The 25,162-nt window shown below is 68.8% G+C and carries 22 protein-coding genes and 1 pseudogene; 15 read left to right on the top strand and 8 right to left on the bottom strand.

The genetic code is table 11. The features are described from left to right. Positions 1-40: 40 nt before the first annotated feature. The 11 genes from LOZ83_RS13255 (at position 41) to pqqE (ending at position 11,499) form a co-directional block, all read left to right on the top strand. On the top strand, positions 41-1,369 hold the full coding sequence (locus LOZ83_RS13255; protein WP_236790822.1) for an ABC transporter substrate-binding protein: 1,329 nt from the start codon (positions 41-43) through the stop codon (positions 1,367-1,369). 17 nt (positions 1,370-1,386) lie between these two features. After that, positions 1,387-2,190: an SDR family NAD(P)-dependent oxidoreductase gene (locus LOZ83_RS13250; RefSeq protein ID WP_236790821.1), complete on the top strand. Its 804-nt coding sequence runs from the start codon at positions 1,387-1,389 to the stop codon at positions 2,188-2,190. A 173-nt stretch (positions 2,191-2,363) separates the two neighbouring features. Beyond that, positions 2,364-3,755, top strand: coding sequence for a DNA-binding protein (locus tag LOZ83_RS13245; RefSeq protein ID WP_236790820.1), 1,392 nt, complete (start codon positions 2,364-2,366; stop codon positions 3,753-3,755). Positions 3,756-3,789: 34 nt separating this feature from the next. Then, positions 3,790-5,958: a catalase/peroxidase HPI gene (katG, locus tag LOZ83_RS13240; RefSeq protein ID WP_236790819.1), complete on the top strand. Its 2,169-nt coding sequence runs from the start codon at positions 3,790-3,792 to the stop codon at positions 5,956-5,958. 153 nt (positions 5,959-6,111) lie between these two features. Beyond that, on the top strand, positions 6,112-6,573 hold the full coding sequence (locus LOZ83_RS13235; RefSeq protein WP_236790818.1) for an MSMEG_3727 family PQQ-associated protein: 462 nt from the start codon (positions 6,112-6,114) through the stop codon (positions 6,571-6,573). 12 nt (positions 6,574-6,585) lie between these two features. Then, positions 6,586-8,280 carry a PQQ-dependent dehydrogenase, methanol/ethanol family gene (locus LOZ83_RS13230; RefSeq protein ID WP_236790817.1) on the top strand — a complete coding sequence of 565 codons (1,695 nt, stop codon included), beginning with the start codon at positions 6,586-6,588 and terminating at the stop codon, positions 8,278-8,280. A gap of 43 nt (positions 8,281-8,323) precedes the next feature. Beyond that, positions 8,324-8,419: a pyrroloquinoline quinone precursor peptide PqqA gene (pqqA, locus tag LOZ83_RS13225; protein ID WP_112273585.1), complete on the top strand. Its 96-nt coding sequence runs from the start codon at positions 8,324-8,326 to the stop codon at positions 8,417-8,419. A gap of 77 nt (positions 8,420-8,496) precedes the next feature. After that, positions 8,497-9,384 carry a pyrroloquinoline quinone biosynthesis protein PqqB gene (pqqB, locus tag LOZ83_RS13220; RefSeq protein ID WP_236790816.1) on the top strand — a complete coding sequence of 296 codons (888 nt, stop codon included), beginning with the start codon at positions 8,497-8,499 and terminating at the stop codon, positions 9,382-9,384. 3 nt (positions 9,385-9,387) lie between these two features. Continuing rightward, positions 9,388-10,074 (top strand): pyrroloquinoline-quinone synthase PqqC, encoded by a 687-nt coding sequence (pqqC, locus tag LOZ83_RS13215; protein ID WP_236790815.1) that lies wholly within the window; start codon positions 9,388-9,390, stop codon positions 10,072-10,074. A 5-nt stretch (positions 10,075-10,079) separates the two neighbouring features. Then, on the top strand, positions 10,080-10,373 hold the full coding sequence (gene pqqD, locus LOZ83_RS13210) for a pyrroloquinoline quinone biosynthesis peptide chaperone PqqD (RefSeq protein ID WP_236790814.1): 294 nt from the start codon (positions 10,080-10,082) through the stop codon (positions 10,371-10,373). Continuing rightward, positions 10,366-11,499, top strand: coding sequence for a pyrroloquinoline quinone biosynthesis protein PqqE (gene pqqE / locus LOZ83_RS13205; RefSeq protein WP_236790813.1), 1,134 nt, complete (start codon positions 10,366-10,368; stop codon positions 11,497-11,499). The genes pqqD and pqqE overlap by 8 nt, the downstream gene beginning before the upstream one ends. On the opposite strand, the gene LOZ83_RS13200 is transcribed toward pqqE, so the two are convergent. After that, positions 11,445-12,500 carry a sodium:calcium antiporter gene (locus LOZ83_RS13200; RefSeq protein ID WP_236790812.1) on the bottom strand — a complete coding sequence of 352 codons (1,056 nt, stop codon included), beginning with the start codon at positions 12,498-12,500 and terminating at the stop codon, positions 11,445-11,447. The two genes, pqqE and LOZ83_RS13200, sit on opposite strands and share 55 nt — an antisense overlap. Positions 12,501-12,713: 213 nt before the next feature. Here LOZ83_RS13200 and LOZ83_RS13195 point away from each other — a divergent pair, with 213 nt between their 5' ends. The 3 genes from LOZ83_RS13195 to LOZ83_RS13185 are packed head-to-tail and all read left to right on the top strand — an operon-like array spanning position 12,714 to position 16,048. Beyond that, on the top strand, positions 12,714-14,066 hold the full coding sequence (locus LOZ83_RS13195; RefSeq protein WP_236790811.1) for an iron-containing alcohol dehydrogenase: 1,353 nt from the start codon (positions 12,714-12,716) through the stop codon (positions 14,064-14,066). Then, positions 14,067-15,404 carry a sensor histidine kinase gene (locus tag LOZ83_RS13190; RefSeq protein ID WP_236790810.1) on the top strand — a complete coding sequence of 446 codons (1,338 nt, stop codon included), beginning with the start codon at positions 14,067-14,069 and terminating at the stop codon, positions 15,402-15,404. After that, on the top strand, positions 15,398-16,048 hold the full coding sequence (locus LOZ83_RS13185; RefSeq protein ID WP_308190212.1) for a response regulator transcription factor: 651 nt from the start codon (positions 15,398-15,400) through the stop codon (positions 16,046-16,048). Before LOZ83_RS13190 ends, LOZ83_RS13185 begins: the two co-directional genes overlap by 7 nt. A 155-nt stretch (positions 16,049-16,203) precedes the next feature. On the opposite strand, the gene mftM is transcribed toward LOZ83_RS13185, so the two are convergent. The 7 genes from mftM to LOZ83_RS13150 form a co-directional block, all read right to left on the bottom strand. Further along, positions 16,204-17,064, bottom strand: coding sequence for a mycofactocin oligosaccharide methyltransferase MftM (gene mftM, locus LOZ83_RS13180; protein ID WP_236790809.1), 861 nt, complete (start codon positions 17,062-17,064; stop codon positions 16,204-16,206). Further along, on the bottom strand, positions 17,061-18,557 hold the full coding sequence (locus LOZ83_RS13175) for a VWA domain-containing protein (protein ID WP_236790808.1): 1,497 nt from the start codon (positions 18,555-18,557) through the stop codon (positions 17,061-17,063). The genes mftM and LOZ83_RS13175 overlap by 4 nt, the downstream gene beginning before the upstream one ends. Positions 18,558-18,559: 2 nt before the next feature. Then, the gene (locus LOZ83_RS13170) at positions 18,560-19,579 is read right to left on the bottom strand and encodes a MoxR family ATPase (protein WP_236790807.1); all 1,020 of its coding nucleotides are present in this window, start codon (positions 19,577-19,579) and stop codon (positions 18,560-18,562) included. A 56-nt stretch (positions 19,580-19,635) separates the two neighbouring features. Continuing rightward, the gene (mdo, locus tag LOZ83_RS13165) at positions 19,636-20,928 is read right to left on the bottom strand and encodes an NDMA-dependent methanol dehydrogenase (RefSeq protein ID WP_236790806.1); all 1,293 of its coding nucleotides are present in this window, start codon (positions 20,926-20,928) and stop codon (positions 19,636-19,638) included. A 182-nt stretch (positions 20,929-21,110) separates the two neighbouring features. After that, a complete protein-coding gene (locus tag LOZ83_RS13160; RefSeq protein ID WP_236790805.1) occupies positions 21,111-21,470 on the bottom strand; it encodes a DUF779 domain-containing protein in 360 nt (119 codons plus the stop codon). Beyond that, positions 21,470-22,987, bottom strand: a complete 1,518-nt coding sequence (gene adh / locus LOZ83_RS13155) for an aldehyde dehydrogenase (RefSeq protein ID WP_236790804.1) — start codon at positions 22,985-22,987, stop codon at positions 21,470-21,472. The genes LOZ83_RS13160 and adh overlap by 1 nt, the downstream gene beginning before the upstream one ends. Before the next feature lie 77 nt (positions 22,988-23,064). After that, positions 23,065-24,291 (bottom strand): GAF domain-containing protein, encoded by a 1,227-nt coding sequence (locus LOZ83_RS13150; protein WP_236790803.1) that lies wholly within the window; start codon positions 24,289-24,291, stop codon positions 23,065-23,067. Between the two features lie 99 nt (positions 24,292-24,390). Here LOZ83_RS13150 and LOZ83_RS13145 point away from each other — a divergent pair. Further along, positions 24,391-25,162: pseudogene (locus LOZ83_RS13145) on the top strand (AMP-binding protein); the annotation flags it as partial.

Below are 25,162 nucleotides of genomic sequence, written 5' to 3'. Positions count from 1 at the left end.
TGCCGAATACCTACCTTCACCTCAACGAGGAGGACGAACAATGATTCCACGCACCAGGCGGTGGACCGTGACGGCGGTCGCCGTCGTCGCGAGCGCGGGGCTGCTGTCCGGCTGCAGTGGGGCCGCCGTGGGCGGGTCCACCGGCGGCAGCGCCTCCGGCATCATCGACACCGGCAACTGCCCGCAGGGCTTCGACACCATGGGCATCACCGACGACACCGTCAAGATCGGGCAGTCGGCCGCCTTCTCGGGTTCCGCGGCCAGTCCGATCCCGCTCGGGTTCGCGGCATATGTCGCCATGAAGAACTCGGAGGGTGGATTCGAGTTCGGTGACGGCAAACGGCGCAAGGTCGAACTCACCGCGCTCGACGACGGTTACGAGCCGGCCCGTGCCCGGTCCAATGTGGACAAGCTGGTCAACGGGGACAAGGTGTTCGCCATCGCCAGCATGTACGGCACGCCGACGAACCTCGCCGCCCGCGAGGTGAACGCGGAGGCCTGCACGCCCAACGTGTACTCCAACACCTCGAACGACGAACTGGGCAACCCGGCCTATCCGTGGACGCTGGCCCCGGTCGGCCCGCCGAGTTCGGAGGACGCCATGGCGTCCGTGAAGTTCATCGTGGGCAAGAACCCGAACGCGAAGATCGCCGTGCTCTATCAGAACGACGACTTCGGGAAACTGCTCCTCGCCGCGTTCAAGGATCAGCTGAAGACGACCGGCGCGACCCTCGCCGCCGAGCAGACGTTCAGCCCGAGCGACTCGGCCGTCTCGGCGCAGATCACCACGATCGCCGGCTCGGGCGCCACGGACTTCGTCATGTTCGCGGGCGCCGGCACGTATCAGTTACAGGCGCTCGAGTCGATCGCCCAGTCGAACTGGAAGCCGGAGACGAAGTACCTCACGGGGTTCCAGTCGAGCTACCTCGACCAGCTCAGCCCGGCCGCGGCGCAGAACGTCTTCTTCTCGATCTGGGCGAAGAACCCGAACGACCCGGACGCGGTCGCGCGCGACCAGGGGCTCCAGACTTTCCTGGAGTGGTACAAGAAGCAGCCCGGGGCGGCCGCGCTGAACCCGGCCTTCGGCACCTACGGGTGGACCTCGGGGCAGTTGCTCGACCTGACCTTCAAGGCGATGAAGACGCCCACGCGAACGGCGCTGATCGACGCGACGCGACATTTGACCTACACCGGCCCGAGTCTGATGCATGAAGGGATCACTTGGTCCATGGACTGGCCGCACAACCCGTACGGGATGGTCAAGGAGTACGTCATGGGCTACGACCCCGGTGGCGCGGCCGGCCGGAAGTTCAAGGAGATGACGCTGATCGACCTGACCGGCCAGATCACCTACCGCAAGTACAGCTGATCGAGAAGCGGAGCATCATGGGAAGGCTGGACGGCAAGACCGCGATCGTCACCGGAGCGGGACGCGGGCTCGGCAGGGTGTACGCGCTGCGGCTGGCTTCACTCGGCGCGGACGTCGCGGTGGTGGACAAGAGCTTGACCTCCTTCAAGGAGTTCCAGGCCGAGGCCGACCTGATGACCGCCGGCTCGACGGTCGAGGAGATCGAGAACCTCGGCCGCCGGGCCCTCGGTTTCGAGTTCGACGTGGCCGATCGCGCGGCCCAGGAAGCGATGGCCAGGGCCGTCTTCGAGGCCTGGGGGCGGATCGACATCCTCGTCGCCAACGCGGGCGGCGGATCGAGTACGCCGATGGCCACGCGCGCGTCGGACCTTCCGACGAAGGATCTCGAGCTGGTGATCGAACGCAATCTGTACGGCACGATCTTCTCGGTGAACGCGGTCGCGCCGTACATGAAACAGGCCCGGGCGGGCAAGATCGTCACGATCAGCTCGGGATCGGGTGGCCAGGCCGATCCGGCGGGCAGCTACGCGCATTACGGTACGGCGAAGGCGGCCATCGCCATGTACACCCGGTATCTCGCCCAGGATGTCGGCGAGTACGGGATCCGCGCGAACTGCCTGGCTCCGGGGTACACCGACACCGGTCGCCTGCTCCAGCTCTCCGCCAACGCTCCCGGCACGGCTCACCAGAACGCGTTGCGGCGGCACGGAACTCCCGAGGAACTGGCGAACGTCGTCGAGTTCCTGACCACCGACCTGTCGAGCTTCGTGACGGGTGCGGTGATCCAGGCGGACGGCGGCACGGTCCTCGGCGCCGTCTGAGAGTCGGCAAGCCACGTGCGCGGCCCCGCGAGGATACGTAAGGTGTGAGCTATAGACGAATCAAGGCAGACGCGCGAAGCAGTGCCCAGTCCGCCATAGGCCAGGCCCGGACCCCGCGCGGACCACGCGCTCGTCCTCGTGCGTTGGGATGGACCAAAGGCGGTTCCCCAACGATGAAGAACGCACATCGGTTCGAGCCCATGGCGGCGAGCCCCGGAAGCGGCACGGTGTTCGCGGCGTGGGAACGGTTCGTGCAGGGCGAGGATCAGGTGCCGGGCGTCCGGCCCCTCGTCGCGATCTCGTGGCACCGCTGCCGCGAGCGATACCAGGTCGACCCGCACCTGACCGAGGCCCCGGTGGCCGTCGCGGAGCCCGACCATGTGCCCGATCACGATGTCGTGTTCGCCGAGCTGGGTTTCCGTGCCGCGTTCGTGGCCCATGAGGTGGGCAACCTCGGTGGCGTCGTCACCGTCGCCGACGCCACCGGCCGGATCCTGGCCGAGTGGGGTGACCAGGCGACGCTCGCCAGAGCCGTCGACGCCAATCTCGCGCCCTGGTTCTGCTGGTCCGAGTGCGCGGCCGGGACGAACGCGATGGGCACGGCGCTCGAAGCGCACGGCCCGGTCCTGATCAGCGGCGCGGAGCACTGGTGCCAGGCGTTCCACAACTGGGTCTGCGCGGGCATCGCGGTGCGCGATGTGGTGACGGGGGAGCCGATCGCGGTCCTGAACCTGTCGTGCTGGCGCAAGCAGCTGCCCGCGTCCGCGGGCGGGTGGCTGACGAACGCGGTCGCCCAGACCCAGCGCACGCTGAAGCGCCGCGCCCGCGACAGCGGCGCCGAGCTGGTCGCGGCCTACACGCAGGCCAGGGCGCGCTCCGGCACGCCGCTGGCCGCGATGGACACCGCGGGCAAGGTGGTGATCGCCGACGACACGGCGAGCGTGCTGATGGGCGTCCCGCCCTCCACCCCGGCGATCGACTCCACGCTGCGCTGGAACCCGGGGCTGCCGGAACTGATCGGGGTCGCCCGGTACGCCGGTAAGCAGGCGGCCCACAACCCGGACTGGGTCGGCTCGACCCAGATCTTCACCCATCTCGCCGACGAGCCGACGCCGATCAGCATCCGGCCGGTCTTCTCGTCCGGGCACCTGATCGGCAGCCTGGTCGCCTTCGGCGCGTCCGACGGGACGCAGCTGCCCCGGGCGGCGGATCCGGCGCCCACCCGGGAGCCGCGCCGGCTGGTCGCCATCCGCGACAACCGGATGGTGCTGCTGCGGTTACCCGAGGTTTCCTTCGCCGAGTCGGAGGGGAACGACGTGTGGCTGTCCACGGCTCAGGGCCGGCTGCGAGCCGCCGCCCCCAGCCTGGACAAGCTCGACAGTGAGCTGGCCGATGCCGGCTTCCTGCGAGTGCACCGCCGGTATGTGGTCAACCTCAGCCGCATCCGGGAGATCGAGCGTGGCCTCAAGGGAGAGCTGCTGCTGATCATGGACGGCCACGCGAACGAAACGGTGCCGGTGTCCCGGCGGAACGCGCCGGCCGTGCGCCGCGCGCTGGACATCTGAGGTCCAGCACACGCTGTTCCTTGGAGGGATCGCAATGTCTGAGAGTCCGCGCAACCGCGACTGGTGGCCGAACCGGCTCGGCTTGTCGGTGCTGCGCAAGCATTCCCCCGCGGCCGACCCGATGGGAGCGGACTTCGACTACGCGGCCGAGTTCGACACCGTGGATCTCGACGCGCTGGCCAGGGACATCGACGAGGTGCTGACCACGTCGAAGGAGTGGTGGCCGGCCGATTTCGGCCACTACGGGCCGCTCGTGCTCCGGATGGTGTGGCACTGCGCGGGGACGTACCGGATCGAGGACGGCCGGGGTGGCGCGGCTACCGGCATGCAGCGCTTCGCGCCGCAGAACAGCTGGCCGGACAACCGCAATCTGGACAAGGCGCGGCGGCTGCTGTGGCCGGTGAAGAAGAAGTACGGCCGCAAGATTTCGTGGGCCGACCTGATGGTGTTCGCGGGTAACCGCGCACTGGAGACGATGGGGTTCACGACGTTCGGCTTCGGTGGCGGCCGGGTCGACGTGTGGGAGTCCGACGACGACGTCTACTGGGGCCCGGAGCACGTCTGGCTCGGCGACGAGCGGCACACCGGCGTCCGGGAGCTGGCGAACCCGCTGGCCGCGGTCCAGATGGGCCTCATCTACGTCAACCCTGAGGGCCCGAACACCGTCCCGGACCCGCTCACCGCGGCCCGGGACATCCGCGAGACGTTCCGGCGGATGGCGATGAACGACGAGGAGACCGTCGCGCTGATCGCGGGCGGGCACACGTTCGGCAAGACCCACGGCGCGGCCGACCCGGACACCTACCTGGGCCCCGAACCCGAAGGCGCCGGCATCGAGCAGCAGGGCCTGGGCTGGAAGAGCGGCTACGGTCGCGGCAAGGGCGCGGACGCCATCTCCAGCGGGCTGGAGGGGACCTGGACGCCCACTCCGACGAGGTGGGACAACAGTTTCTTCGAGACCCTGTTCGGCCACGAGTGGGATCTGGAGCTGAGCCCGGGCGGGCTGTGGCAGTGGATCCCCCGAGGTGGGGGAGGAGCCGGCACCGTGCCGGACGCCCATGACCCGTCGAAGACGCACGCGCCGACGATTCTCACCACGGACCTCGCACTGCGACTCGACCCGGTCTACGCGCCGATCGCGCGGCGCTTCCTGGAGCACCCGGACCAGCTGGCGGACGCCTTCGCCCGCGCCTGGTTCAAGCTGACGCATCTGGACCTGGGCCCGATCCAGCGCTACCGCGGACCGCTGGTCCCCCGGGAGAGGCTGCTCTGGCAGGACCCGGTCCCCGCCGTCGACCACGATCTCGTCCAGACGGCCGAGATCGCCACGCTCGAGCAGCGGATCCTCGCCTCCGGACTGCCGCTCGCCCAGCTCGTGACGACCGCATGGGCGTCGGCCTCGACGTTCCGCATCAGCGACAAGCGGGGCGGGGCGAACGGGGCGCGCCTCCGGCTCGAACCGCAGCGCGGCTGGGAGGTCAACGACCCCGGCACGCTGAGGCCGGTGCTGCGCGCCCTCGAAGAGATCCGGGAGACCTTCAACAGCTCCCCGGGGCGGACGAAGATCTCGCTGGCCGACCTGATCGTGCTCGCCGGGTGCGCGGCCGTGGAGCAGGCCGCGAGGAACGCCGGTCACGACATCCACGTCCCGTTCACCCCGGGCCGCACGGACGCGACGCAGGAGTGGACCGATGTCGAGTCATTCGCCGCGCTGGAGCCGGCCGCGGACGGATTCCGCAACTACCAAGGGAAAACGCTCCGGCTGCCGCCCGAACACCTGCTGGTCGACCGGGCGAACCTGCTGAACCTGACCGCGCCCGAGATGACCGTCCTGGTGGGTGGCCTGCGCGTCCTCGGCGCCAACCACCGGCACTCGCCGCTGGGTGTCTTCACCTCCCGGCCCGGTGTGCTGACCAACGACTTCTTCGTCACCCTGCTCGACATGAGCATCGAATGGCGGCCGGCGGCCGAGAACCCGGAGATCTTCGTGGGCCGCGACCGCGCCACCGGGGAAGTCAGATGGACCGGTAGCCGGGTCGATCTCGCCTTCGGCTGGAACTCCGAGCTGCGTGCCGTCGCGGAGGTCTACGCGAGCGACGACGCGCGGGAGATGTTCGTGCGGGACTTCGTGGCCGCGTGGGACAAGGTCATGAACCTCGATCGGTACGACCTCCAGCGGCGGGCCACCGGGTCCGAACGGTAGTTGTTCGAGGCTGAACGGCAAGCGTCGCCGGGCATCCGCGAGCGGCGTAGCGTGCCATTCGACGACCATTCCGCGGGCCGGACACCGGCGCGGAAAAAGGCCGGGTCATATTCGGAGTGCTTTACCTGATCAGGGGTGAGGAGGTACGGCCCGATGACGACGATGAAGGATCGATCCGATCTGCTCCACAGCCTCGGGTTGGACGCACAGAACAAAGCAGCGCTGGGCAGCGTGCTGGGAACCGGGAACATCGCGCAGGCCACCGAGGGGTCGGGTGGTCGCATGCAGGCCACGATTCGGATCAACCCGGACGAGCTGGTTTTCGATCCCTCCATTCTGGTCATGCCGCATGGCGGGGATATCGAACTCGAACTCGTCAATGACGACCGGAACACGCACTGCGCACTTCTGCCGAGCAATGGCGATCGAAAGTTCATCTGGCTGGTCAACCATTCGCGGGGGCGGGCGAAGCTCAACCTCGACGGGCCCGGCTACTACTGGTTCGGCTCGCCCACGGGCAACGACGAGGGCCGGGGACTGACCGGGGCCATCGTGGTGCTCGGGGACGCGCCGCCGGAAGCCCGCCTCGACCGTCCCGCGCAGCCGCGGCCGTAGAGAGGAGACGAAATGACCGTCGAGTACGTGGACGCCGGCGAAGCCGTCGACCAGGGAAACCTGAGCGGCAAGGTCGCGGGCGGGGAAGTCGCGCCGCCGGTGACGGCCGGCGTCAACTACGAGCGCATCCTCAACGCCCGCCAGGAGCCGCAGAACTGGCTCACCTACTACGGCGCCTACGACGGGCAGCGCTACAGCACGCTGGACCAGATCAACACCGGGAACGTCAAACGCCTCGGCCCGGCATGGATCTTCCAGGCCGGCACGACCGGCCTGATCGCGGGCGCGTCGACCTACTCGTTCGAGGCCGCCCCGATCGTCGTCGACGGGATCATGTTCCTCTCCGGCTGGGACGGCTGGGTGTGGGCGCTCGACGCGAAGACCGGCGTGGAGATCTGGCGGTACAAGCACGCGGTTCCCTTCGACGTGTCCCTGTGCTGCGGGAACGTCAACCGCGGGGTGGCCGTCGCGCAGGGGAAGGTCTTCTTCGTGACCGCGAACGCCCGGGTGCTCGCGCTCGACGCGACCACCGGCAAGCCGGTCTGGACCAAGACCTACGGCGACGTGCGGGCCGGCGAGAGCGCCACGGTGGCCCCGCTGGTCGTGAAGAACATGGTCATCGTCGGCAGTTCTGGCGGCGAGTTCGGTGTGCGCGGCCACCTCGACGCGTTCGACGTCGAGACCGGCGAGCACCAGTGGCGTTGCTACATGGTGCCGAAGCCCGGTGAGCCGGGCTCGGAAACCTGGCCCGCCAACGGCGACGCCTGGGCGCGGGGCGGCGCGAACTGCTGGGTCACCAGCACGTTCGACCCGGAGACGAACCTGCTGTATGTGGGCACCGGTAACCCGGCACCCGACTTCGACGGCGAGGTCCGGGAGGGCGACAACCTCTACACCGACAGCGTCGTCGCCGTCGACGTGGACAGCGGGCAGATCCGCTGGCACTACCAGTGCACCCCGCACGATCTGTGGGACTACGACAGCATCGCCGAATGCATCCTGTTCGAGAAGGACGGGCGCAAGCTGCTCGGGCACTTCGACAAGAACGGCTACTTCTTCGTTCTCGATCGCACGAACGGCGCGCTGGTCCAGATCACTCCCTTCGTGGACCGCATCACCTGGGGGGCGATCACGAGGGACGGCCAGGTGACACCGAAGGTGTACCCGGAGAAGGAGGGCGAGCCGGTCCACTTCTACCCCGGTCCGGCCGGTGCCAAGGAATGGACCCACGCGTCCTACAGCCCCAAGACAGGGCTCTTCTACGTCCCGGTCCAGGACACCGGCGCCACGGCCACCCGGCGGCGCCGGGAGTTCAAGGAAAGCATCCCTTATTGGGGCGCGGGCGTAGCCGTGGACATCGGCGACATGGCGGGGTCCATCAGCGCGTTCGACGGCGCCGGCGAGGAGAAGTGGCGCTGGCGCAACGAACTCCCGATGTGCGCGTCGACGCTCGCCACCGGTGGCGACCTGGTGTTCGCCGGTGAAGCCTCCGGCGAGCTCAACGCCCTCGACGCTCGTACCGGGGAACTGCTGTGGCAGTTCCAGTGCGGCAGCGGCCACCACAGCAGCCCGACCACCTACATGGTCGACGGGCGGCAGTACATCGCCGTACCGGTGGGCTGGGGCGGCTGGGCCGAGGGATTCCTGCCCGGCATGCTCGGCGCGGGGCACGGCAGCGCCCTGATCGTCTTCGCCCTGCCGGAATAGGCATCGCGCTCGGCGGCAATTCGGCCTGAGAGGAGGTGAATCCATGGAGTCCGAGCTCGCTGTGTGGGAGACGCCCGAGTTCGACGAGATCGGAGTCGCACCCGAGGTGACCATGTACGTCGCTCAGTTGGAGGACTAGCCGGCGGGAAGAGGGCGCCAGACCTTCGGGTCCGGCGCCCTCCGACGGCCCAGAGCGACGACGGAGGGAACGCGACGATGTTGGTGCGTGTGCTGGGTTCGGCGGCGGGGGGCGGCTCGCCGCAGTGGAATTGCGGCTGCCCGGTGTGCACCGCGGTCCGCGCCGGCGATGGCCTGGCGCGCACGCAGTCGTCGATCGCCGTCAGTGCCGACCGGCACCGGTGGTTCCTGCTCAACGCTTCGCCCGACGTCCGCACCCAGATCGAGGCCTTCCCCGGCCTGCACCCGCGCGACGGTGACCGGACCACGCCGGTGGAGGCGATCCTGCTCACCGACGCCGAGTTGGACCACACGCTGGGCCTGCTGTTGCTGCGCGAGGCCCGCGCCTTGACGGTCTACGCCACGCCCGCGGCGCACAAAACGCTGTCCGACGGCTCGGGGTTGCTCCGCACATTGGAGCGCTACTGCCCGGTCGAGTGGCGGGCTGTGGACCCCGGCGCGGAGATGTCCTTGGCAGAAGGGCTGTCCTGCCGGGCGTTCGACGTGCCCACCACCAAACGCGCCCGGTTCGGGTCGGGGCCGGACCACGGTCGTGTCGTCGGCTACCGGCTGACCGACAAAGCTGGCGGGACGCTGGTGTACTTACCGGCGGTGCAGGAGCTGACGCCGCCGGTGCGGGCGGAGATCGAGGGCTGCGGCTGCCTGTTGATCGACGGAACCTGTTGGCACGACGACGAACTCATCCGGCTCGGCCTGGCCGGGAAGACGTCTCGGGACATGGGCCACCTCCCGATCGACGGCCCGGACGGCAGCCTGGCCCAGCTCCCGTCGCTGGCCGTGCGCCGGACGATTTTCGTGCACATGAACAACACCAACCCGATCCTCCTCGGCGGCACGCCCGAGCGGCGCGCCGTCGAGGACAGCGGCATGGAGGTGGCCATGGACGGTCTCGAGGTGGAGGTGTAAGCCGTGACAACGACGGTCACAGACGACTTCGTCGAGGCGTTGCGCGCCCACTCGCGGCGCTACCACGACGCGCACCCGTTTCACGTCCGGATGAACGCGGGCCGGCTCGGTCCGGGACAGATCCGGGGCTGGGTGGCCAATCGCTTCTATTATCAGGAGAACATTCCCCGCAAGGACGCGGCGATCCTCTCCAACTGTCCCGACGTCGAGGTCCGCCGCCGCTGGATCCGCCGGATCGCCGACCACGACGGCGCCGTCGCGGGCGAGGGCGGCATCGAGGCGTGGTTGCGTCTGGGCGAGGCCACCGGCCTGACCCGCGAGGAGGTCCGGGATCACCGGCATCTGGTCCCCGGCGTCCGGTTCGCTGTGGATGCCTATGTGAACTTCGCCCGGACCCGGCCGTGGGTGGAGGCGGTGGCGTCGTCGCTCACCGAACTGTTCGCCCCTGACCTGATGGCCCGGCGGCTGGCCGCCTTCGAGCGGTGGTATCCGTGGATCGACCCCGAGGGCCTCGCCTACTTCCGCGCCCGCCTCGAGCAGGCTCCCCGCGACTGCGAGCACGCACTCGAAGTGGTCACCGCGCACTGCCTCTCCGCCGAGTCCCAGGCCCGCGCCGTTGACGCGTTGTCGTTCAAGTGCGATGTCCTGTGGAGCCTGATGGACGCCATCGACCAGGCCTACCCGGAGTGACCACAATGGACTCGAAGACCCGGCGTGAAGTGTCCACATCAGACCGTCCCCGGCTGGCGCGGCATGTCCGCCTGACGTTCAGCGAGGCGCGGCAGCGGCACATCCTGCTGCACCCCGAGACGGTGGTGGTGCTGCGCGGCAGCGGCGCGGCCATCCTCGAACTGTGCGACGGGCGGCGCACCGTGGCCGAGATCGAGACCGAGCTGCGCAGGCGCTACCGGGACGTCCCCGATGACGAAGTGCGGCGGTTCCTGACCGGGCTCGTGGCCCGGCGCTGCGTGGAGATCACCGATGGATAGCCCCTTCGGGTTGCTGGCCGAGCTCACCTACCGCTGCCCGCTGGCCTGCCCGTACTGCTCGAACCCGCTGAACCTGGGGGACTACGCCGACGAGCTGGACACCGGCGAGTGGCGGCGGGTGCTGCGCGAGGCCCGCGATCTCGGGGTGCTGCAATGCCACCTGTCCGGTGGGGAACCGCTGGCGCGCCGCGACCTCGCCGAGATCGTGGCGCAGGCGCACGATCTCGGCCTTTACACCAACCTCGTCACCAGCGCGTTCGGGCTGTCCCGTGCGAAAGCCGAGCAACTGCGGGCAGCCGGGCTGGATCACGTGCAGGTCAGCATCCAGGCCGACGAGCCCGCCCTGTCCGACCGGATCGCCGGGACCCCGTCGTTCCACCGCAAGATCGAGGCCATGCGCGTGGTGAAGGCGCTGGGCTGGCCGCTCACCGTGAACGTGGTGCTGCACCGGCAGAACATCGACCGCGTCGCCGACGTGCTCGCGCTGGCCGAGCAGGTCGGGGCCGACCGGGTGGAGCTGGCCAACACCCAGTACTACGGCTGGGCGTGGCGCAACCGTGCCGCGCTGCTCCCGAGCCGGGCTCAGCTCGACGCGGCCGAGGTCGTCGTGCGGGCCGCCCGGAACCGGCTGCGGGACCGCATGGAGATCATCTACGTCCTCCCCGACTACTACAGCCGGTACCCGAAGCCCTGTATGGGCGGCTGGGCCGCCCGGCAACTGACCGTGACGCCGAATGGCGACGTCCTGCCCTGTCCGGCCGCCCAGTCCCTGCCGTTGCCGCGGGCCAGCGTGCGCGAGGACCCGCTCGACCGGATCTGGGCCGAGGCCCCGGTGATGACCGCGTTCCGGGGCACGGACTGGATGCCGGAACCCTGCCGGAGCTGTGACCGCCGAGAGCTGGACTTCGGCGGGTGCCGCTGCCAGGCGTTCCAGCTGACCGGCGACGCCGCCCGCACGGATCCGGTTTGTCACCTGTCGCCCGACCACAGCCTGGTCAGCCAGGCGGTCGAGGCCGCCAACGCGGACTCGCGGACCGGCGATCGTCCGCTGATCCCTCGCCCGCACCGGGCTCAGTCCGTTTCGACCGGTGCGCCCCCGAAGACGGCGAAGCTGAGGACCCAGTAGGCGATGTAGAGCGCGAGCAGTACGAACCCGTGCCAGCGCCGCAGCCGGCGGGTGTAGAGCATGTACGCCGCGAGGCCGGTCATGCCGACGAGAACCGGGAGGTGCCAGGACAGCACGTCTTCGCCGATGACGATGCTGCCGCCTGCGAGCAGGATGATGCCGAGCTTCGCGGTAACGCCGAACACGACGCTGCCGATGACGTTCCCGACTCCGATTTCCGGCGCGCCTTTCCGGGTGGGTTCGACGGTCAGGATTATGTCCTCGAGGGAGAGCACGAGGGTGACGATGGTGGCGCCGAACAATGCTCCCTGAATGTGGTAATCCTCCAGCGCGCCTTTCGTGCCGAACGTCATGATGGCGGCGCCGGCGACGAGACCGGCGAGCGCGACGACAGCGAGTCCGATCGAGGCCCAGCCCGGAATCGGGCGTCCTTTGGTGAACGGCATCGTGACGACGAATGGTGGCCGGTCGGTGGGCGGGTCGGGGACGCTGTGGCTCCCGGTTCCGCCGGAACCTCCACCGACCTCCAGTTTTTCGAGTATCTCCGCATTGCGGAAGACCGGGGTGCTCCGTTTGAGCTCTCGCTTGGCCACGTAACCGACGAACAGCACGAACAGGATTACGAGCAGCGCGCCGTAGAGCGGGGTGAGCGGCCCGAAGACGACGAAGGGGATCAGCACGAGCGGCGCGGCGGCGAACAGCGCGATGTACGGGCGCGGGACGTTCACTTTCGTCGGAGAAATGATCGCGGCGAGCGCGAGCACTATGCCGATCATCGAGATCGCCGTCCCGAAAACGGTGCCGAGGGCGACGTCGCTGAGATCCTCCATGTTCAGTGCGACACCGAGCGCGACGTCGTCGAATTCGATTCCGGTGAAGACGATCGCGAGCAGGAATATCGAGATTCGCAGGCCGGCGGCGGCGCCGACGAGATAGATGATCAGCTTCTGCGCGCTGTAGATCAGCAGTACCGCACCAGCGATGAAAATCAGTATCGACATGGCACTGACTTCTCTTTCCGAGAATGGCCGAAAAAGGTCCGTGCTGAGTTCGCTGCCCCCGGTATTCGATCGTCTCACGGCTGTTCCGGTTCGGCCACCCGGCCGCGGCCGGGGACCTCTCCGATCGGGTAGGTGCCGGTGGGCCAGGCGGACGGTAGGCGGGCCGTCACCATGGCGGTAGCGTCGAGGCGGTCGCACGACGAGGAGCGCCCGATGCCACGACTGTCCGACCTGCCGAAACTGCCCGGCGCCGTGCCCGGCGGGGTTCTCGTCGACGACCGTCCTGACGTACCGTGGACACGGTCGCCGCATCGCCGCGGGGACCGCGAACCGCGGGAGGGTGCCGTGCCGGGCCGTGTCCTCGACCAAGGTGAAACGCTGACCGGGCCGGGTATCGCGAAGACCGGGACCGAGCCGGCCGGACTGGCCAAGTTCCATGTACCGGAGGTGGTGTTCGGCCCGGGTTCGCTGGCCGAGCTGGGGCACGCCGCGCTGCGGGTGGGTGCCCGCAGGCCGTTCCTGGTCAGCGATCCCGGTCTGATCGAGGCGGGCTGGGTCGACGAGGCGGACAGTCACCTGCAGCTGGCCGGGCTGCGGCCGGTCGTCTTCTCCGGCGTGACCCCGAATCCCAAGGACCACGAGATCGAGGCCGCCTACCAGCAGTACGCGGCGGCCGGCGCGGACGTGATCATCGCGGTGGGCGGCGGATCCTGCATCGACGCGGCGAAGGGGGTCGCGATCCTGTCCGGCAACGGCGGCACGATCCTCGGCTACGCCGGGGTGGACCGCGTCGTGCAGCCCATCCCGCCGCTGGTGATGGCGCCGTCCACGTCCGGCACCGGCGCGGACGTGTCGCAGTTCGCGGTCATCACGGATACCACCCAGCACACGAAGATCACGATCATCAGCCGCACGCTGGTGCCGGACATCTCGATCATCGATCCGCGCCTGCTCATCACGATGCCGGACGAGCTGAACGCCGCCACCGGCCTCGACGCGCTGACCCACGCGGTCGAGTCGTTCGTCTCCCGCGCGCACAACCCGCTGACCGACCAGCACGCCCTGCACGCGGCCACGCTGATCACCCGCAACCTGCTGGGCACGATGGTCCATCCGAAGGCGGCGGAACCGCGGATCGCGATGGCGCAGGGCGCGCTGGAGGCCGGGATGGCTTTCACCAACGCGATCCTGGGCATCACGCACGCGATGAGCCACCAGGTCGGTGGACTCCTCGACGCACCGCACGGCGTGCTGAACGGTGTGTTGCTGCCGCACGCGATCCGGTTCAACGCGGCCACCGATCCCGAGCGGTTCGTCCCGCTCGCCGCGGCGACCGGCGTCGACGTGACGGGCCGGCCCGCGGCCGAGGTGGCCGAGGCGTTCGCCTGCCGGGTGCGTCAGCTGGCCGACACGGTCGGCGTGCCGCGTGGCCTTTCCGCGCTCGGTGTCACCGAGGCCGACATCGGCACGCTGGCCCGCACGACCTTGCAGGACGCGTGCCTGGCGACCAACCCGCGGGAGGCGAGCGCGGCGGATGTCGCGGCCCTGTTCCGCCAGGCGTTGTAGGTGACGGCGACGGACAACGATCTGGGTGCGCTGACGGGCGTGCGCTCGGGAAAGCGGTCCTTCTATCCGGAATTCGTGCGGACCGCAGCCCGGCTGGAACGCGCGGTCGAGGCACTGGACCGGATCTCGCGGGCGCTCGTGCGCACGGGGGAGGGGCCGCGAGCGCTGGTCGAGGCGGTCGTGCGGGCGGCGGCCGAACACGTCCAGGCCGACTGGCTGCTGTTCGCGGTCGCCGATGGCGCGCTGCGTGCGGCCAGGCCGCGGTTTCTGTTGCTGGCGGGGGACACCCTCGTCGACGACGAGCGGCTGTTCCCCGCGGACGCCCTCGCGCACCTGCGCGTGTTGCGGTCGAGACCATGGGAGGCCGGCGAACCGGCCGAGACCGGCGTGCGGGTGCCGATGACACTGGACTGCGAACCGGTCGGCGGGATCGCCGCGCGGCCCGCGCCGGGAATGGACGTGGCCGACACGGACCTCGCGGTTCTCCGGGTGCTCGCGAACCAGGCCGCGGTCGCGTTGCACAACTCGTTCCTCGTGCACGCCACGATGCGGCTGCGCGGCCGCACCGAGCAGCTGTCGGAGGCGGCCGAACAGCAGGCCCGCGACCTGGCCGCGCGCAACGCCGAACTGCAGGAGACGCAGCGCAGGCTGTTCGAGGCGATGCAGCGGCAGGCGCTGGACGACGAGCGGCACCGGATCGCGCGCGAACTGCACGACAGCGTCACGCAGGATGTGCTCTCGGCGGGCATGATGATCGAGATCTGCCGCGCGGAACTGGCCGAGTCGGATGGCGCGGTGGCCGGCAAGCTCGTCGAGGCCAAGGAGTTGACGCGGCACGCGGTGGAACGCCTGCGTGCGGCGATCTACGCGCTGCACCATTCGGATGCCGAGCCCTCGGGTTCGCTGCCGGTGCTGCTCGAACGACTGTCCACAGTGCACCTGCCGACGGCGCTGCAGGTGAGCGTTTCCGTGCACGGCGAGCCGGTGCCGCTGCCTGGCGAGGCCGAGCATTCGCTGTTGCGGATCACCGGCGAGGCGCTGTTCAACACGGTGCTGCACACGACCGCCGCGCGCGCCCGGATCAGGCTCGACTACCGCGCCGAGTCGATCCGGCTGTCCATTTGCGACGATGGCGACGGGGATCCGGTGGCGCTGCGCCGGATGCTGCGGCTGTCCTCGGCGACGGACCTCGCGGGCGCGCACCGCGGGCTGGCGAACATGCGGGCGCGCGCCGAGGAACTGGGCGGGACGCTGTCGATCCGGCGGTCCCGGATCGGCGGAATCCAGTTGCTGCTGACGATTCCGCTTCCGCTGCCGGACCGGGGAGGGGCGTGGTGATCACGGACGCGCGCACGTTGCGGATCGTGCTGGTGGACGACCACGCGATCGTCCGCCAGGGCCTCAAGTCCATTTTGGAGCGTGAGCATGACATCACGGTGACCGGCGAGGCGGCGACCGCGGCGGAGGCGCGTGCGGTGGTGGAACGGACCCGGCCGGATATCGTGCTGCTCGATCTGAAGCTGTCCACCGGTTCCGACACCGAGGGCCTCGACGTGTGCGCGGAGCTGACCGCGCGTTATCCGGACGTCGGGGTGCTCGTGCTGACCACGTTCCTCGACGACGCGCTGGTTGTGGAGGCGATCCACCGGGGCGCGCGCGGGTATGTGATCAAGGATGTGGACACGACCGGCCTGGTGTCCTCGATCCGGGCCGTGGCACGAGGCGAGAGCGCGTTCGACTCGCGGTCGATGTCGGCGATGGTGCGCTCGATCCGCACCGCGCCGGAGGAGCCGGTGCTGACCGCCCGCGAGCAGAATGTGCTGGAACTGCTGGCCCGCGGCCTCAGCAACCGCGATATCGGTGCGCGGCTCTACATCTCGGAGACGACGGTGAAGTTCCACGTCCGCAACATCATGCGCAAGATCGGCGCCTCCAGCCGCGCCGAGGCGGTCTACGAGGCCAGCAAGATGGGCCTGATCTGAGTACCTGGTGGGCCCTGGCTCCGGGATCGCCCAGAATCCGGTGGACACACCGAACACGGCGGCGACCGTGCCCGAGCGCGGCCGCCCACACCGCGGCGACGAGCTGGCCGCCCGCGCCAGTGGGCACGTAACAGGTCCGCGCGATCGCGCCGACGTCAGGCCGGCCGCCGGTCGAGGATTAGCCAGCCGCCGTGGAAGGTGGAGACGCGGTGGCGCCAGCCGGTTTCCTCGCCGAGGCGGGTCAGGGTTGCCAGGTCGAATCGGCGCACGTGGCCGTAGTCGGCGCTCGGCACGTCCTCGAACGGCACGGCGACGACCACTTTGGACCGGGCGAGGCGCATCGCTTCCGTGAGGACCGCGTGGCCCCGTGCGGGATCGAGGTGTTCGAGCAGGTGGACCACGGTCACGGTGTCCACAACGGAGTCCGGCAGGGGCACGCGGGTGGCGTCGCAGACCAGGGTCCGCAACGCCGTTCCCCGGGCCGCGGCGACGGTGCCGAGCAAGCGCATCGCGCCCCCGACGATGTCCGACGCGGTCACCGTCATCCGGGGCCGCGCGGCCAGCAGCAACGGCAGGAAACCGAAGCAGGAACCCAGATCCAGCACGCTTCCCGGCCGCACCAGCCGCAGCACCCGCGCGTACACGGGCGCCATCTCCGCGATCAGCGGCGGCGCGCCACGCGGATCAGCGAGGTGCGCGAGCGTGTTGCGGTAGAACATGGTCCAGGCCAATCGCGGATCGGGCAGGGTGCTGCGCACGACGCCGGTGAACACTCGCTCGAAAATGTCCGGCCCGCACAGCCAGCCGGGGTTGAACAACTCGTCCATCAGCAACCCGGTGAGGCCGTTGTCCAGCTGGTCGGGCCGCAGGCAGTGGCTGATCTCGATCCGCCGTCCGGCGCGGTGCAACCGGAAATGCGCGGTGCGGACGACCGCGGGCCGGCCGTCGTCCTCGGCGCGCACTACGCGCACCCGATCGTCGAGGTACTCGTCGAGCGGGTCCAGGGTGGCGGTCATCGCGCCACCAGGTCGAGGGCGGCTCTGTCCAAACCGGACAGATCGCGGACGATGCGAACCTTGCCGCAATACTCGGCGTAGGCGGATAGGTCGCAGCCGCCGAGGCCCCACGAGTAACGCGGCTCCGGGGTGAGCCAGATCGTCTCCCGCGCCCGCCGGGAGATTTCCGCGAACGCGGTGAGGTTCGGGTCGTTGCCGTTGCCGCGACCGTCTCCGAGCACCAGCACCGTGGTGCGGCGCGTGACCGCCGACGAGTGCTCAGCGAGGAACTCGCCGAACGCCGCGCCGTAGTTGGAGTTCGCGTCGACGTCGAGCACGTCGCCACCGAAGATCAGGCCGAGCGCGCGATCGACCGGGTACTCGGCGAACAGTTCGGTGGTCTCGGCGATCCCGTCCACGAACGCGAAGGAACGGACCTGTGCGAACAGGTTCTGCAGCCCGTGCACCAGATGCAGGGTGAACCGCGCCGTCGCCCGCACCGACAGGCTCACGTCGGCGAGCACCACCAGTCGCGGCCGGTCCTCGGCCCGTTTCACCGTGACCGGGCTGAACGGGATGCCGTCGAAACGCAGGTTGCGGCGCATGGTCCGGCCGGGATCGACGCGACCCGCGCTGGCGATCCGCCTGCGATGGGTCAGCGCGCCTCGCAGGGACGAGGCCAGCCGCCGCAACGACTCCTCCAGTTCCGCGCGTTCGTTCTCCCCGGTGGAGTCCACTTCGGACACTCGACGCTCACGCGACTCGACGACCTTGTTCTCCAGCTCCAGCAACGCTTCCAGGTGCCGCTTGAGCGCTTCCGGCAGGTTTTCCAGTACCCCGGCCAACCGGTGGCGCAGTGTCGCGGCATCGTCCTCGTCGTCAGCCTGGTCCAGCCAGCCGAGTAGCGTGTCCTGCTCAGCGACGGTCAGCTCCGCGTCGACTTTCGTGCCGGTGTCTCGCGACAACCGGCCCGGCACGCCCGCGCCGTGCAGCCGGTCGGTGTCCAGCTGCACCCGGTAGCCCGCGTCACCGGACACGGTGTTGTCCTTGGAAAACATGATCTCGTCCGTCATCGAGGCGAGGTCGATCTTGTTCGCCTCCTGGTGCAGATTGTATTGCTGTGCCAGGTCTGCCGGATCGAAGTAGTCCCGGATGTCGCTCGGCTTGCCGTGTTCGTGGCCCTGTTGCGGGGTTTCGCTCGGTTCCTCGGACAGCGTGAAACTTTCCAGCGCGCCTTCGTCGGACAGATCGTCGTGCGTGTGCCCGTGACCGTGGCCGTGTTCAGCCGGGCCGACGCGTACCAGCGCGAAGAAAGCGTCGAAGATCTCGTCGAACGCCGCGTCGTCGCGGTGGTCCTTGACCAGCGCGAGCCGGAGCGCCTCCTTGAGCACCCTCCGGTCGGCGAGAATTCCCGGCTCCGCCGCGCATCGCAGGGCATCCACGGTTTCGGGCACCGAGATCCGGACGTCACGCAACCGCAGCAGCCGGACGAACCGGTGCAGACTCGCTTCCATCGCTAGGACCGGCGGCCGAACGAGCGGCTGCCCCGGTCGGCGCTCACCTTCGGCGCCTCGTGCGTATGTCCGTGTCCGTGGCCATGCCCGTGGAGCGTCTCGGGCACCTCGGCATTCGGGTCCACCAGCCGCGGCAGCGCGTCCAGCGCCTTGCGCACGTCCTTGTCGTACTTGACGACCACCGACACCGTATCCGACAGCACCGGCGCCGTCAGCTCGTCCACCCCGAGCACCGCGAGCGTGCGTGCCCAGTCGATCGTCTCGGAGATGCTGGGCGCCTTGCGCAGTTCCAGCTCGCGCAGGCCCCGCACGATCTCCACCAGCTGCCGCGCCAGCGCCTCGGTCAACCCGGTGTCCTTGCTACGCACGATATCCAGCTCGCGCTCTGCAGACGGGTAGTCGAGGAAAAGGTGCAGGCACCGGCGTTTCAAGGCGGCCGCCAGATCGCGCGTGTTGTTCGACGTCAAGATCACGTACGGGCGGTTGCGGGCGACGAAGGTTCCGATCTCGGGCACCGAGATCTGGTACTCGCCCAGCATTTCGAGCAGGACCGCCTCCAGTGCCTCGTCGGCGCGGTCGATCTCGTCGATCAGCAGCACCACGGGTTCCTCTGAGCGCACGGCCTCCAATAGCGGCCGGGCGGCGAGGAACCGTTCGGAGAAGAAAACGCTTTCCTGTGCGCCGATCCGGTCCACCGCGTCGTGCAGATCCGGCGCGTCCGCCACCAGCTGGCCGATCTTTTCGCGCAGGATCTGGGTGTACAGCAGCTGTTTGCCGTAGTCCCACTCGTAGAGTGCGCTGGCCTCGTCCTGGCCTTCGTAACACTGCAGGCGCAGCAACCTGCGGCCGGTGGCGGCAGCGAGCGACTTCGCCAGTTCCGTCTTGCCGACGCCGGCCGGTCCCTCCAACAGCACCGGCTTTTCCAGCCGGGTCACCAGGAACACCATCGTCGCCAGCCGCTGGTCGGTCAGATAGCCTTGCGCGGCAAGCGCTTTCCCGGCTTCCTCGACGGAGTCGAACACCCGGCTCTCCCTTCCCTAAACCGGGGGCGGGCCACGCGGCCCGCCCCCGGTGGCAATCAGCTGATCAGGTCGTCGAGGTCGCCGTTGAGGCAGTGGTCGACCACGGGGCGCACGGTCTCGAACGTGCATTCCTTGGCATTGCCGGGAGTGCAGGCGTCGCCGAGCACGTGCCGGGTGATGCGGTCGACGTCCTCGTCGTCGCCCTTGATCACGGCGGCGTTCTCGTAGTACTTCGTCGGGCCCGTGCCGAGCCGGTTCTTCGAATAGCTGGACTGCGTGACGTCGGTGAACCTCTCCGGGATACCCACATCGCGCAGCAACCGGATCGCGGCGTTGAGTGCGGCGTCGGCGGCCTGCACGTCCGTCAGGCCGTGTGTGTCCACGCCCATGACCTCGGCGATGTCGGCGAACCGCCGGTACGCCACCGGCATGTTGAACGCCCACACGCGAGGCAGGGCGATCGCGTTGTTCAGGCCGTGATGCGTGTCGTAGAAGGCGCTGACCGCGTGTGAGATCGAGTGGATGATGCCGAGCCCGCCGGAGTTGAACGCCTGAGCGGCGATGTACTGCGCGTACATCATGCCCTCGCGGCCGGACAGCTCCTGCGGGTTCCACGTGGCCTGACGCAGGTTCTCCGCGGTGAGCTTGATGGCCCGCAGCGCGTTGCCCAGCGAAGGCTCGAAGTTCAGCCGGGACACGTACGGCTCGGAGGCGTGCGCGAGCACGTCGAAACCGCATTGGGCGGTGTAGTCGACCGGGCAGTCGTAGTAGAGCACCGGGTCGTCGACCGCCAGGGTGGCCACCGAGGCGTCGTCGAAGGCCACGTACTTGTGGGGGTTGTCCGGATCGGTGGTGGTGTCGGTGATGACGTAGGCCCAGGACGTCTCCGAACCCGTGCCGGCCGTGGTGGACACCGCGATGTGGGGCGGGTTGCGCGGGTTCTCGGACTTGTTGAAACCCTCGAAGTCGTTGACGTTGCGGCCATCGTGCGCGACCGAGATCCGCGCGCCCTTGCACGCGTCGTGGGACGACCCGCCACCGATGGACACGAAGCTGTCACAGGAGTTCTCCTGGTACAGCTGGACGGCGTCCATCACGTTGTAGTCCTTGGGATTGGACTCGACCTTGTCGTAGAGCACGACGTCGAGCCCGTGGTACTTCATCGACTCGGTGATCTTGTGGACGATGTCGGAGCCACGCAGGCCACTCGTCATCACCAGGGTCTTCTTGAAGCCCAGTTTGAGCGCCTCCGGCCCGATCATCTCGTGCGCGCCAGGGCCGAGCAGTGCCCGCGGGAACGGGTGGAACTCCTTGATGGGGAACGGCTTCAGTAACTCGTCGACCTGCATGACCGCATGTGTCCTTCCTGCGCGACGGCGACTGTGGTGACGCGCACATCGACGCTATCCGTGGTACCGCGCGCCGCGAAACGCACAACCGGCCGGGTATCGCCCTGACCGATCGGACAGGTGCCGTATCTACGAAAAGGGCCCGGACACGCGATGCGTGTCCGGGCCCTTTTGGCCGGTGTTCAGTTGTCCAGCGCGGCGAGTTCGTCGTCGGTCAGCAGCCGGGAGCGGATCAGGAAACGCACGCCTTCGGGCGCTTCCAAGGAAAACCCGCTCCCTCGCCCGGCGACCACATCGACCGTGAGGTGGGTGTGCCGCCAGTAGGCGTACTGGTCCGCGCTCATCCAGAACGGTGTGCCGTCCCCGACCTGCCCGAGCAGGACGTCGGAGTCGCCGACCCGGAACTCGCCGTCGGGATAGCACATCGGGGCACTGCCGTCGCAGCATCCGCCGGACTGGTGGAACATCACGGGCCCGTGCTGCTCGACCAGCCGTCGCAGCAGCGCCACGGCGGCCCCTGTCATCGAGACCCGTTGGGACATCAGAAGAAACCGAGCTTCTTGGCCGAGTAGGACACGAGCAGGTTCTTGGTCTGCTGGTAGTGCTCCAGCATCATCTTGTGGTTTTCGCGGCCGATACCGGACTTCTTGTAGCCGCCGAACGCCGCGTGCGCCGGGTAGGCGTGGTAGCAGTTCGTCCACACGCGACCGGCCTTGATGCCGCGGCCCAGGCGGTAGGCGGCATTCCCGTCGCGGGTCCACACGCCGGCGCCGAGACCGTACAGCGAGTCGTTGGCGATCTTGAGCGCCTCGTCCACCGAGTCGAACGTCGTCACCGACACCACCGGGCCGAAGATCTCCTCCTGGAAGACCCGCATGTTGTTGGTGCCACGGAAGATCGTCGGCTCGACGTAGTAACCGCCAGGATATTCGGCGACATCCCGGGCACCGCCGCCGGTGAGCACCTCGGCGCCTTCGGCCTTGCCGATGTCGATGTAGGACAGGATCTTCTCGTACTGGTCGTTGCTCGCCTGCGCGCCGATCATGGTCGACGGGTCGAGCGGGCTGCCGCCGGTGATGGCCTTGGTCCGCTCGATACAGCGCCCGATGAACTCGTCGTAGATCGCCGAGTGGACCAGCGCGCGTGACGGGCAGGTGCAGACCTCGCCCTGGTTGAGCGCGAACATCACGAAGCCTTCGACGGCCTTGTCGAGGTAGTCGTCGTCGGCGTCGGTCACGTCGGGCAGGAAGATGTTGGGGCTCTTGCCACCCAGTTCCAGCGTCACCGGGATGATGTTTTCGCTGGCGTACTGCATGATCAGGCGGCCGGTGGTGGTCTCACCGGTGAACGCGACCTTCGCCACGCGCGAACTGGACGCCAGCGGTTTGCCCGCCTCGACACCGAATCCGTTGACCACGTTGAGCACGCCGGGCGGGAGCAGGTCGGCGATCAGCTCGACGACCTTGAGGATCGAGGCCGGGGTCTGCTCGGCCGGCTTGAGGACCACGCAGTTCCCCGCCGCGAGCGCGGGCGCGAGCTTCCACGTTGCCATCAGGATCGGGAAGTTCCACGGGATGATCTGGCCGACCACACCCAGCGGCTCGTGGAAGTGGTAGGCGATCGTGTCGGCGTCGATCTCGGCGATGCTGCCTTCCTGGGCCCGGATCGCGCCGGCGAAGTAACGGAAATGGTCGACCGCCAGCGGCAGGTCCGCGGCCAGCGTCTCGCGGACCGGTTTGCCGTTCTCCCAGGTCTCGGCGACCGCGAGCTCCTCGAGATGGTCCTCGATCCGGTCGGCGATCTTGTTCAGGATGTTCGCGCGTTCCGTGGTCGACGTCGCGCCCCACTTCTCCGCGGCCGCGTGCGCGGCGTCGAGAGCAAGGTCGATGTCAGCCGCCGACGAGCGCGCCACCTCGCAGAACACCTTGCCGTCGATCGGCGACGGGTTCTCGAAATAGCGTCCCTCGGCCGGCGCGACCCAGTCACCGCCGATGAAGTTCTCGTACCGGCCGGCGAAGCTGACGACACTGCCGTCGGCACCGGGTTTGGCGTAGGACATGGAAGCACTCCATTCACTCGATCACCTCGGTGTGATGGGTGCCACCGTGCCTGCGCGAGGTTGGGAAAACGTTGGGATCAGTCGCTCAACGCCGCACGCAGCCGAGCGGCCGCGATGCCGCGGCGGCCGTCGCCGGGGGAGAGCAGGCGGTAGGCGTGTTCGTGCACTTCAAGGTCGAACGGATGCCGCTCGCCGTGCAGGAGCGCCAGATCAGGGCGGGTGGAGGAGAGCACGGCCTCGCGCACGGCGACCTCCAGATGGTCCCGCCACCGGGCGATCCCCGGCGCCTCCGAAGCGGGCAGCAGAGCGGCGGTGTACCGGTGCACGGCGGTGGCGGTGTCGCCGGCCTTGAGTGCGTCCAGGACGACGGTCGCGTCACAGATGATCGGCGCGGTCAGCGTGTAGCGCCTGCTGGACAGCGCGCCGCGCAATGTCCGGCGCAGGTGGGAGGCCTCCGCGCGCAGGGTCGTGGTGGTGACGGACTGGTCGCCGTAGAGCGCTTCGCGGAGCGCGTCCGGCGAGAACCCGGCAGGTTCGAGAGCCAGCAGAGTGAGCATCTCCAAGTGCTTGGGGGACAGGCGCAGGCGCGCCCCCTCCAGCGTCGCGCGGCCGGGGCCGAGACAGGCCAGTTCGATGCCCTCGCCCGGCGCGGTCGCGGGCAACCGGGACTCGATGGCCGTGACCAGCGTGCGCACCGTGGACATGGCCAGCGGATGCGATCGGTCCCAGGTGGTCGACAGGTCCAGCACGCCGAGCGGGCGGCCGTGTGCGTCGCGGATCGGGGCGCAGTAGCAGACCCAGCCGTGGAGGGCGGCGACCAGGTGTTCGGCGGAGAAAACACTGGCCGGGCGGCCTGTGCGCAGTGCGAGCGAGAGGGCGTTGGTGCCCATGTCCGGCTCGTCCCAGCGTCCGCCAGGCGCGAAGTTCACCTGTTCGGCCTTACGCCGCATGACTCGTCCGCCGCAGGTCCACAAGATCGTGCCGGACTCGTCGGTGACGGCCGCGACGAACCCGGCGTCGTCGGCGATGCTGCGGAGCTCGTCGGCCAGCGCGGTGACCGGGGCGCGCAGTGGCGAGTCGATCCAGCGCGGGCGCACTTCGTCGTCCGCGGCGGGGGCGCTGTTGCGGGCGGGGTCCACAAGGGACACCGAGCGGACCCACGATTCGGCCACTTCGCTGCGCAGCGCCAGGCTTTCCGGGCGCGCTCGAACGGGCACCCAGCGGGACCATTCTCGTTCGAGTGCCGCCCGGCGCTGGTGGAGTGCGCTACCCTCTGCCATCTTCGTGACCTCGTCGTCGCTCATACCTGGCGCCCTTCATAGTGCCGGACGCGCGGCGCGCACGCACCTACCTGACCGGACAGGTGCCAACCTCTTGCCAACGCGGGGTGACGAAGCTTCCCGGCCATGACGGATCGTGAGGCGTTCTGGGCTGTGCAGGCGGAGCGGTTGTCGTGGGATACGCGGTGGTCTCGGGTGTTGGATTGGTCGGGGGCGCCGTTCGCGAGGTGGTTCGTGGGCGGGAAGCTGAATGTGGCCTATAACTGTGTGGATCGGCATGTGGAGGCGGGGTTCGGGGGTCAGGTCGCGATCCATTGGGTGGGTGAACCGGGTGATACCCGGGATATCACCTATGCCCAGTTGCGGGATGAGGTGTGCCGGGCGGCGAATGCCCTGTTGTCGTTGGGGGTGGGGGCGCGGGATCGGGTGGCGATCCAGTTGCAGATGATTCCGGAGGCGATTGTGGCGATGTTGGCGTGTGCCCGGATCGGTGCGTTGCATTCGGTGGTGTTTGGGGGGTTTTCGCCGACGGCGTTGCGGTCGCGGGTGGATGACGCGCAGGCGAGGGTGGTGATCACCTCGGATGGGCAGTATCGGCGGGGGAAGGCCGCCCCGATGAAGGCCAACGTCGATGAGGCTTTGGAGGGGGCCGAGTCGGCGGAGAAGGTGATTGTGGTGCGCCGTACCGGGGCGGCGGATATCCCGATGGTCGAGGGTCGGGATGTGTGGTGGCACGACCTGGTCGACACCCAGTCCCCCACGCATGTTCCGGAGGCGTTTGATGCGGAGCATCCGTTGTTCATCCTCTACACCTCCGGTACGACGGGGAAGCCGAAGGGGATTCTGCACACCTCCGGCGGCTATTTGACCCAGGCGGCGTATACCCATCATGTGG

This window comes from Amycolatopsis sp. GM8 (assembly GCF_021653975.1).
Lineage (GTDB): Bacteria > Actinomycetota > Actinomycetes > Mycobacteriales > Pseudonocardiaceae > Amycolatopsis_E.
This window is presented reverse-complemented; position numbering and strand designations above follow the sequence as displayed.

What these genes read in the sequence shown, in the direction of transcription:
- LOZ83_RS13235 (WP_236790818.1), top strand. Translation starts at nt 6,112, where the DNA reads ATGACGACGATGAAGGATCGATCCGATCTGCTCCACAGCCTCGGGTTG.
- LOZ83_RS13255 (WP_236790822.1), top strand. Translation starts at nt 41, where the DNA reads ATGATTCCACGCACCAGGCGGTGGACCGTGACGGCGGTCGCCGTCGTC.
- mdo (WP_236790806.1), bottom strand. Translation starts at nt 20,928, where the DNA reads ATGCAGGTCGACGAGTTACTGAAGCCGTTCCCCATCAAGGAGTTCCAC.
- LOZ83_RS13150 (WP_236790803.1), bottom strand. Translation starts at nt 24,291, where the DNA reads ATGAGCGACGACGAGGTCACGAAGATGGCAGAGGGTAGCGCACTCCAC.
- LOZ83_RS13195 (WP_236790811.1), top strand. Translation starts at nt 12,714, where the DNA reads ATGCCACGACTGTCCGACCTGCCGAAACTGCCCGGCGCCGTGCCCGGC.
- pqqE (WP_236790813.1), top strand. Translation starts at nt 10,366, where the DNA reads ATGGATAGCCCCTTCGGGTTGCTGGCCGAGCTCACCTACCGCTGCCCG.
- katG (WP_236790819.1), top strand. Translation starts at nt 3,790, where the DNA reads ATGTCTGAGAGTCCGCGCAACCGCGACTGGTGGCCGAACCGGCTCGGC.
- LOZ83_RS13200 (WP_236790812.1), bottom strand. Translation starts at nt 12,500, where the DNA reads ATGTCGATACTGATTTTCATCGCTGGTGCGGTACTGCTGATCTACAGC.
- LOZ83_RS13175 (WP_236790808.1), bottom strand. Translation starts at nt 18,557, where the DNA reads ATGGAAGCGAGTCTGCACCGGTTCGTCCGGCTGCTGCGGTTGCGTGAC.
- LOZ83_RS13160 (WP_236790805.1), bottom strand. Translation starts at nt 21,470, where the DNA reads ATGTCCCAACGGGTCTCGATGACAGGGGCCGCCGTGGCGCTGCTGCGA.
- adh (WP_236790804.1), bottom strand. Translation starts at nt 22,987, where the DNA reads ATGTCCTACGCCAAACCCGGTGCCGACGGCAGTGTCGTCAGCTTCGCC.
- LOZ83_RS13245 (WP_236790820.1), top strand. Translation starts at nt 2,364, where the DNA reads ATGAAGAACGCACATCGGTTCGAGCCCATGGCGGCGAGCCCCGGAAGC.
- mftM (WP_236790809.1), bottom strand. Translation starts at nt 17,064, where the DNA reads ATGACCGCCACCCTGGACCCGCTCGACGAGTACCTCGACGATCGGGTG.
- LOZ83_RS13250 (WP_236790821.1), top strand. Translation starts at nt 1,387, where the DNA reads ATGGGAAGGCTGGACGGCAAGACCGCGATCGTCACCGGAGCGGGACGC.
- pqqB (WP_236790816.1), top strand. Translation starts at nt 8,497, where the DNA reads ATGTTGGTGCGTGTGCTGGGTTCGGCGGCGGGGGGCGGCTCGCCGCAG.
- pqqA (WP_112273585.1), top strand. Translation starts at nt 8,324, where the DNA reads ATGGAGTCCGAGCTCGCTGTGTGGGAGACGCCCGAGTTCGACGAGATC.
- pqqD (WP_236790814.1), top strand. Translation starts at nt 10,080, where the DNA reads ATGGACTCGAAGACCCGGCGTGAAGTGTCCACATCAGACCGTCCCCGG.
- LOZ83_RS13230 (WP_236790817.1), top strand. Translation starts at nt 6,586, where the DNA reads ATGACCGTCGAGTACGTGGACGCCGGCGAAGCCGTCGACCAGGGAAAC.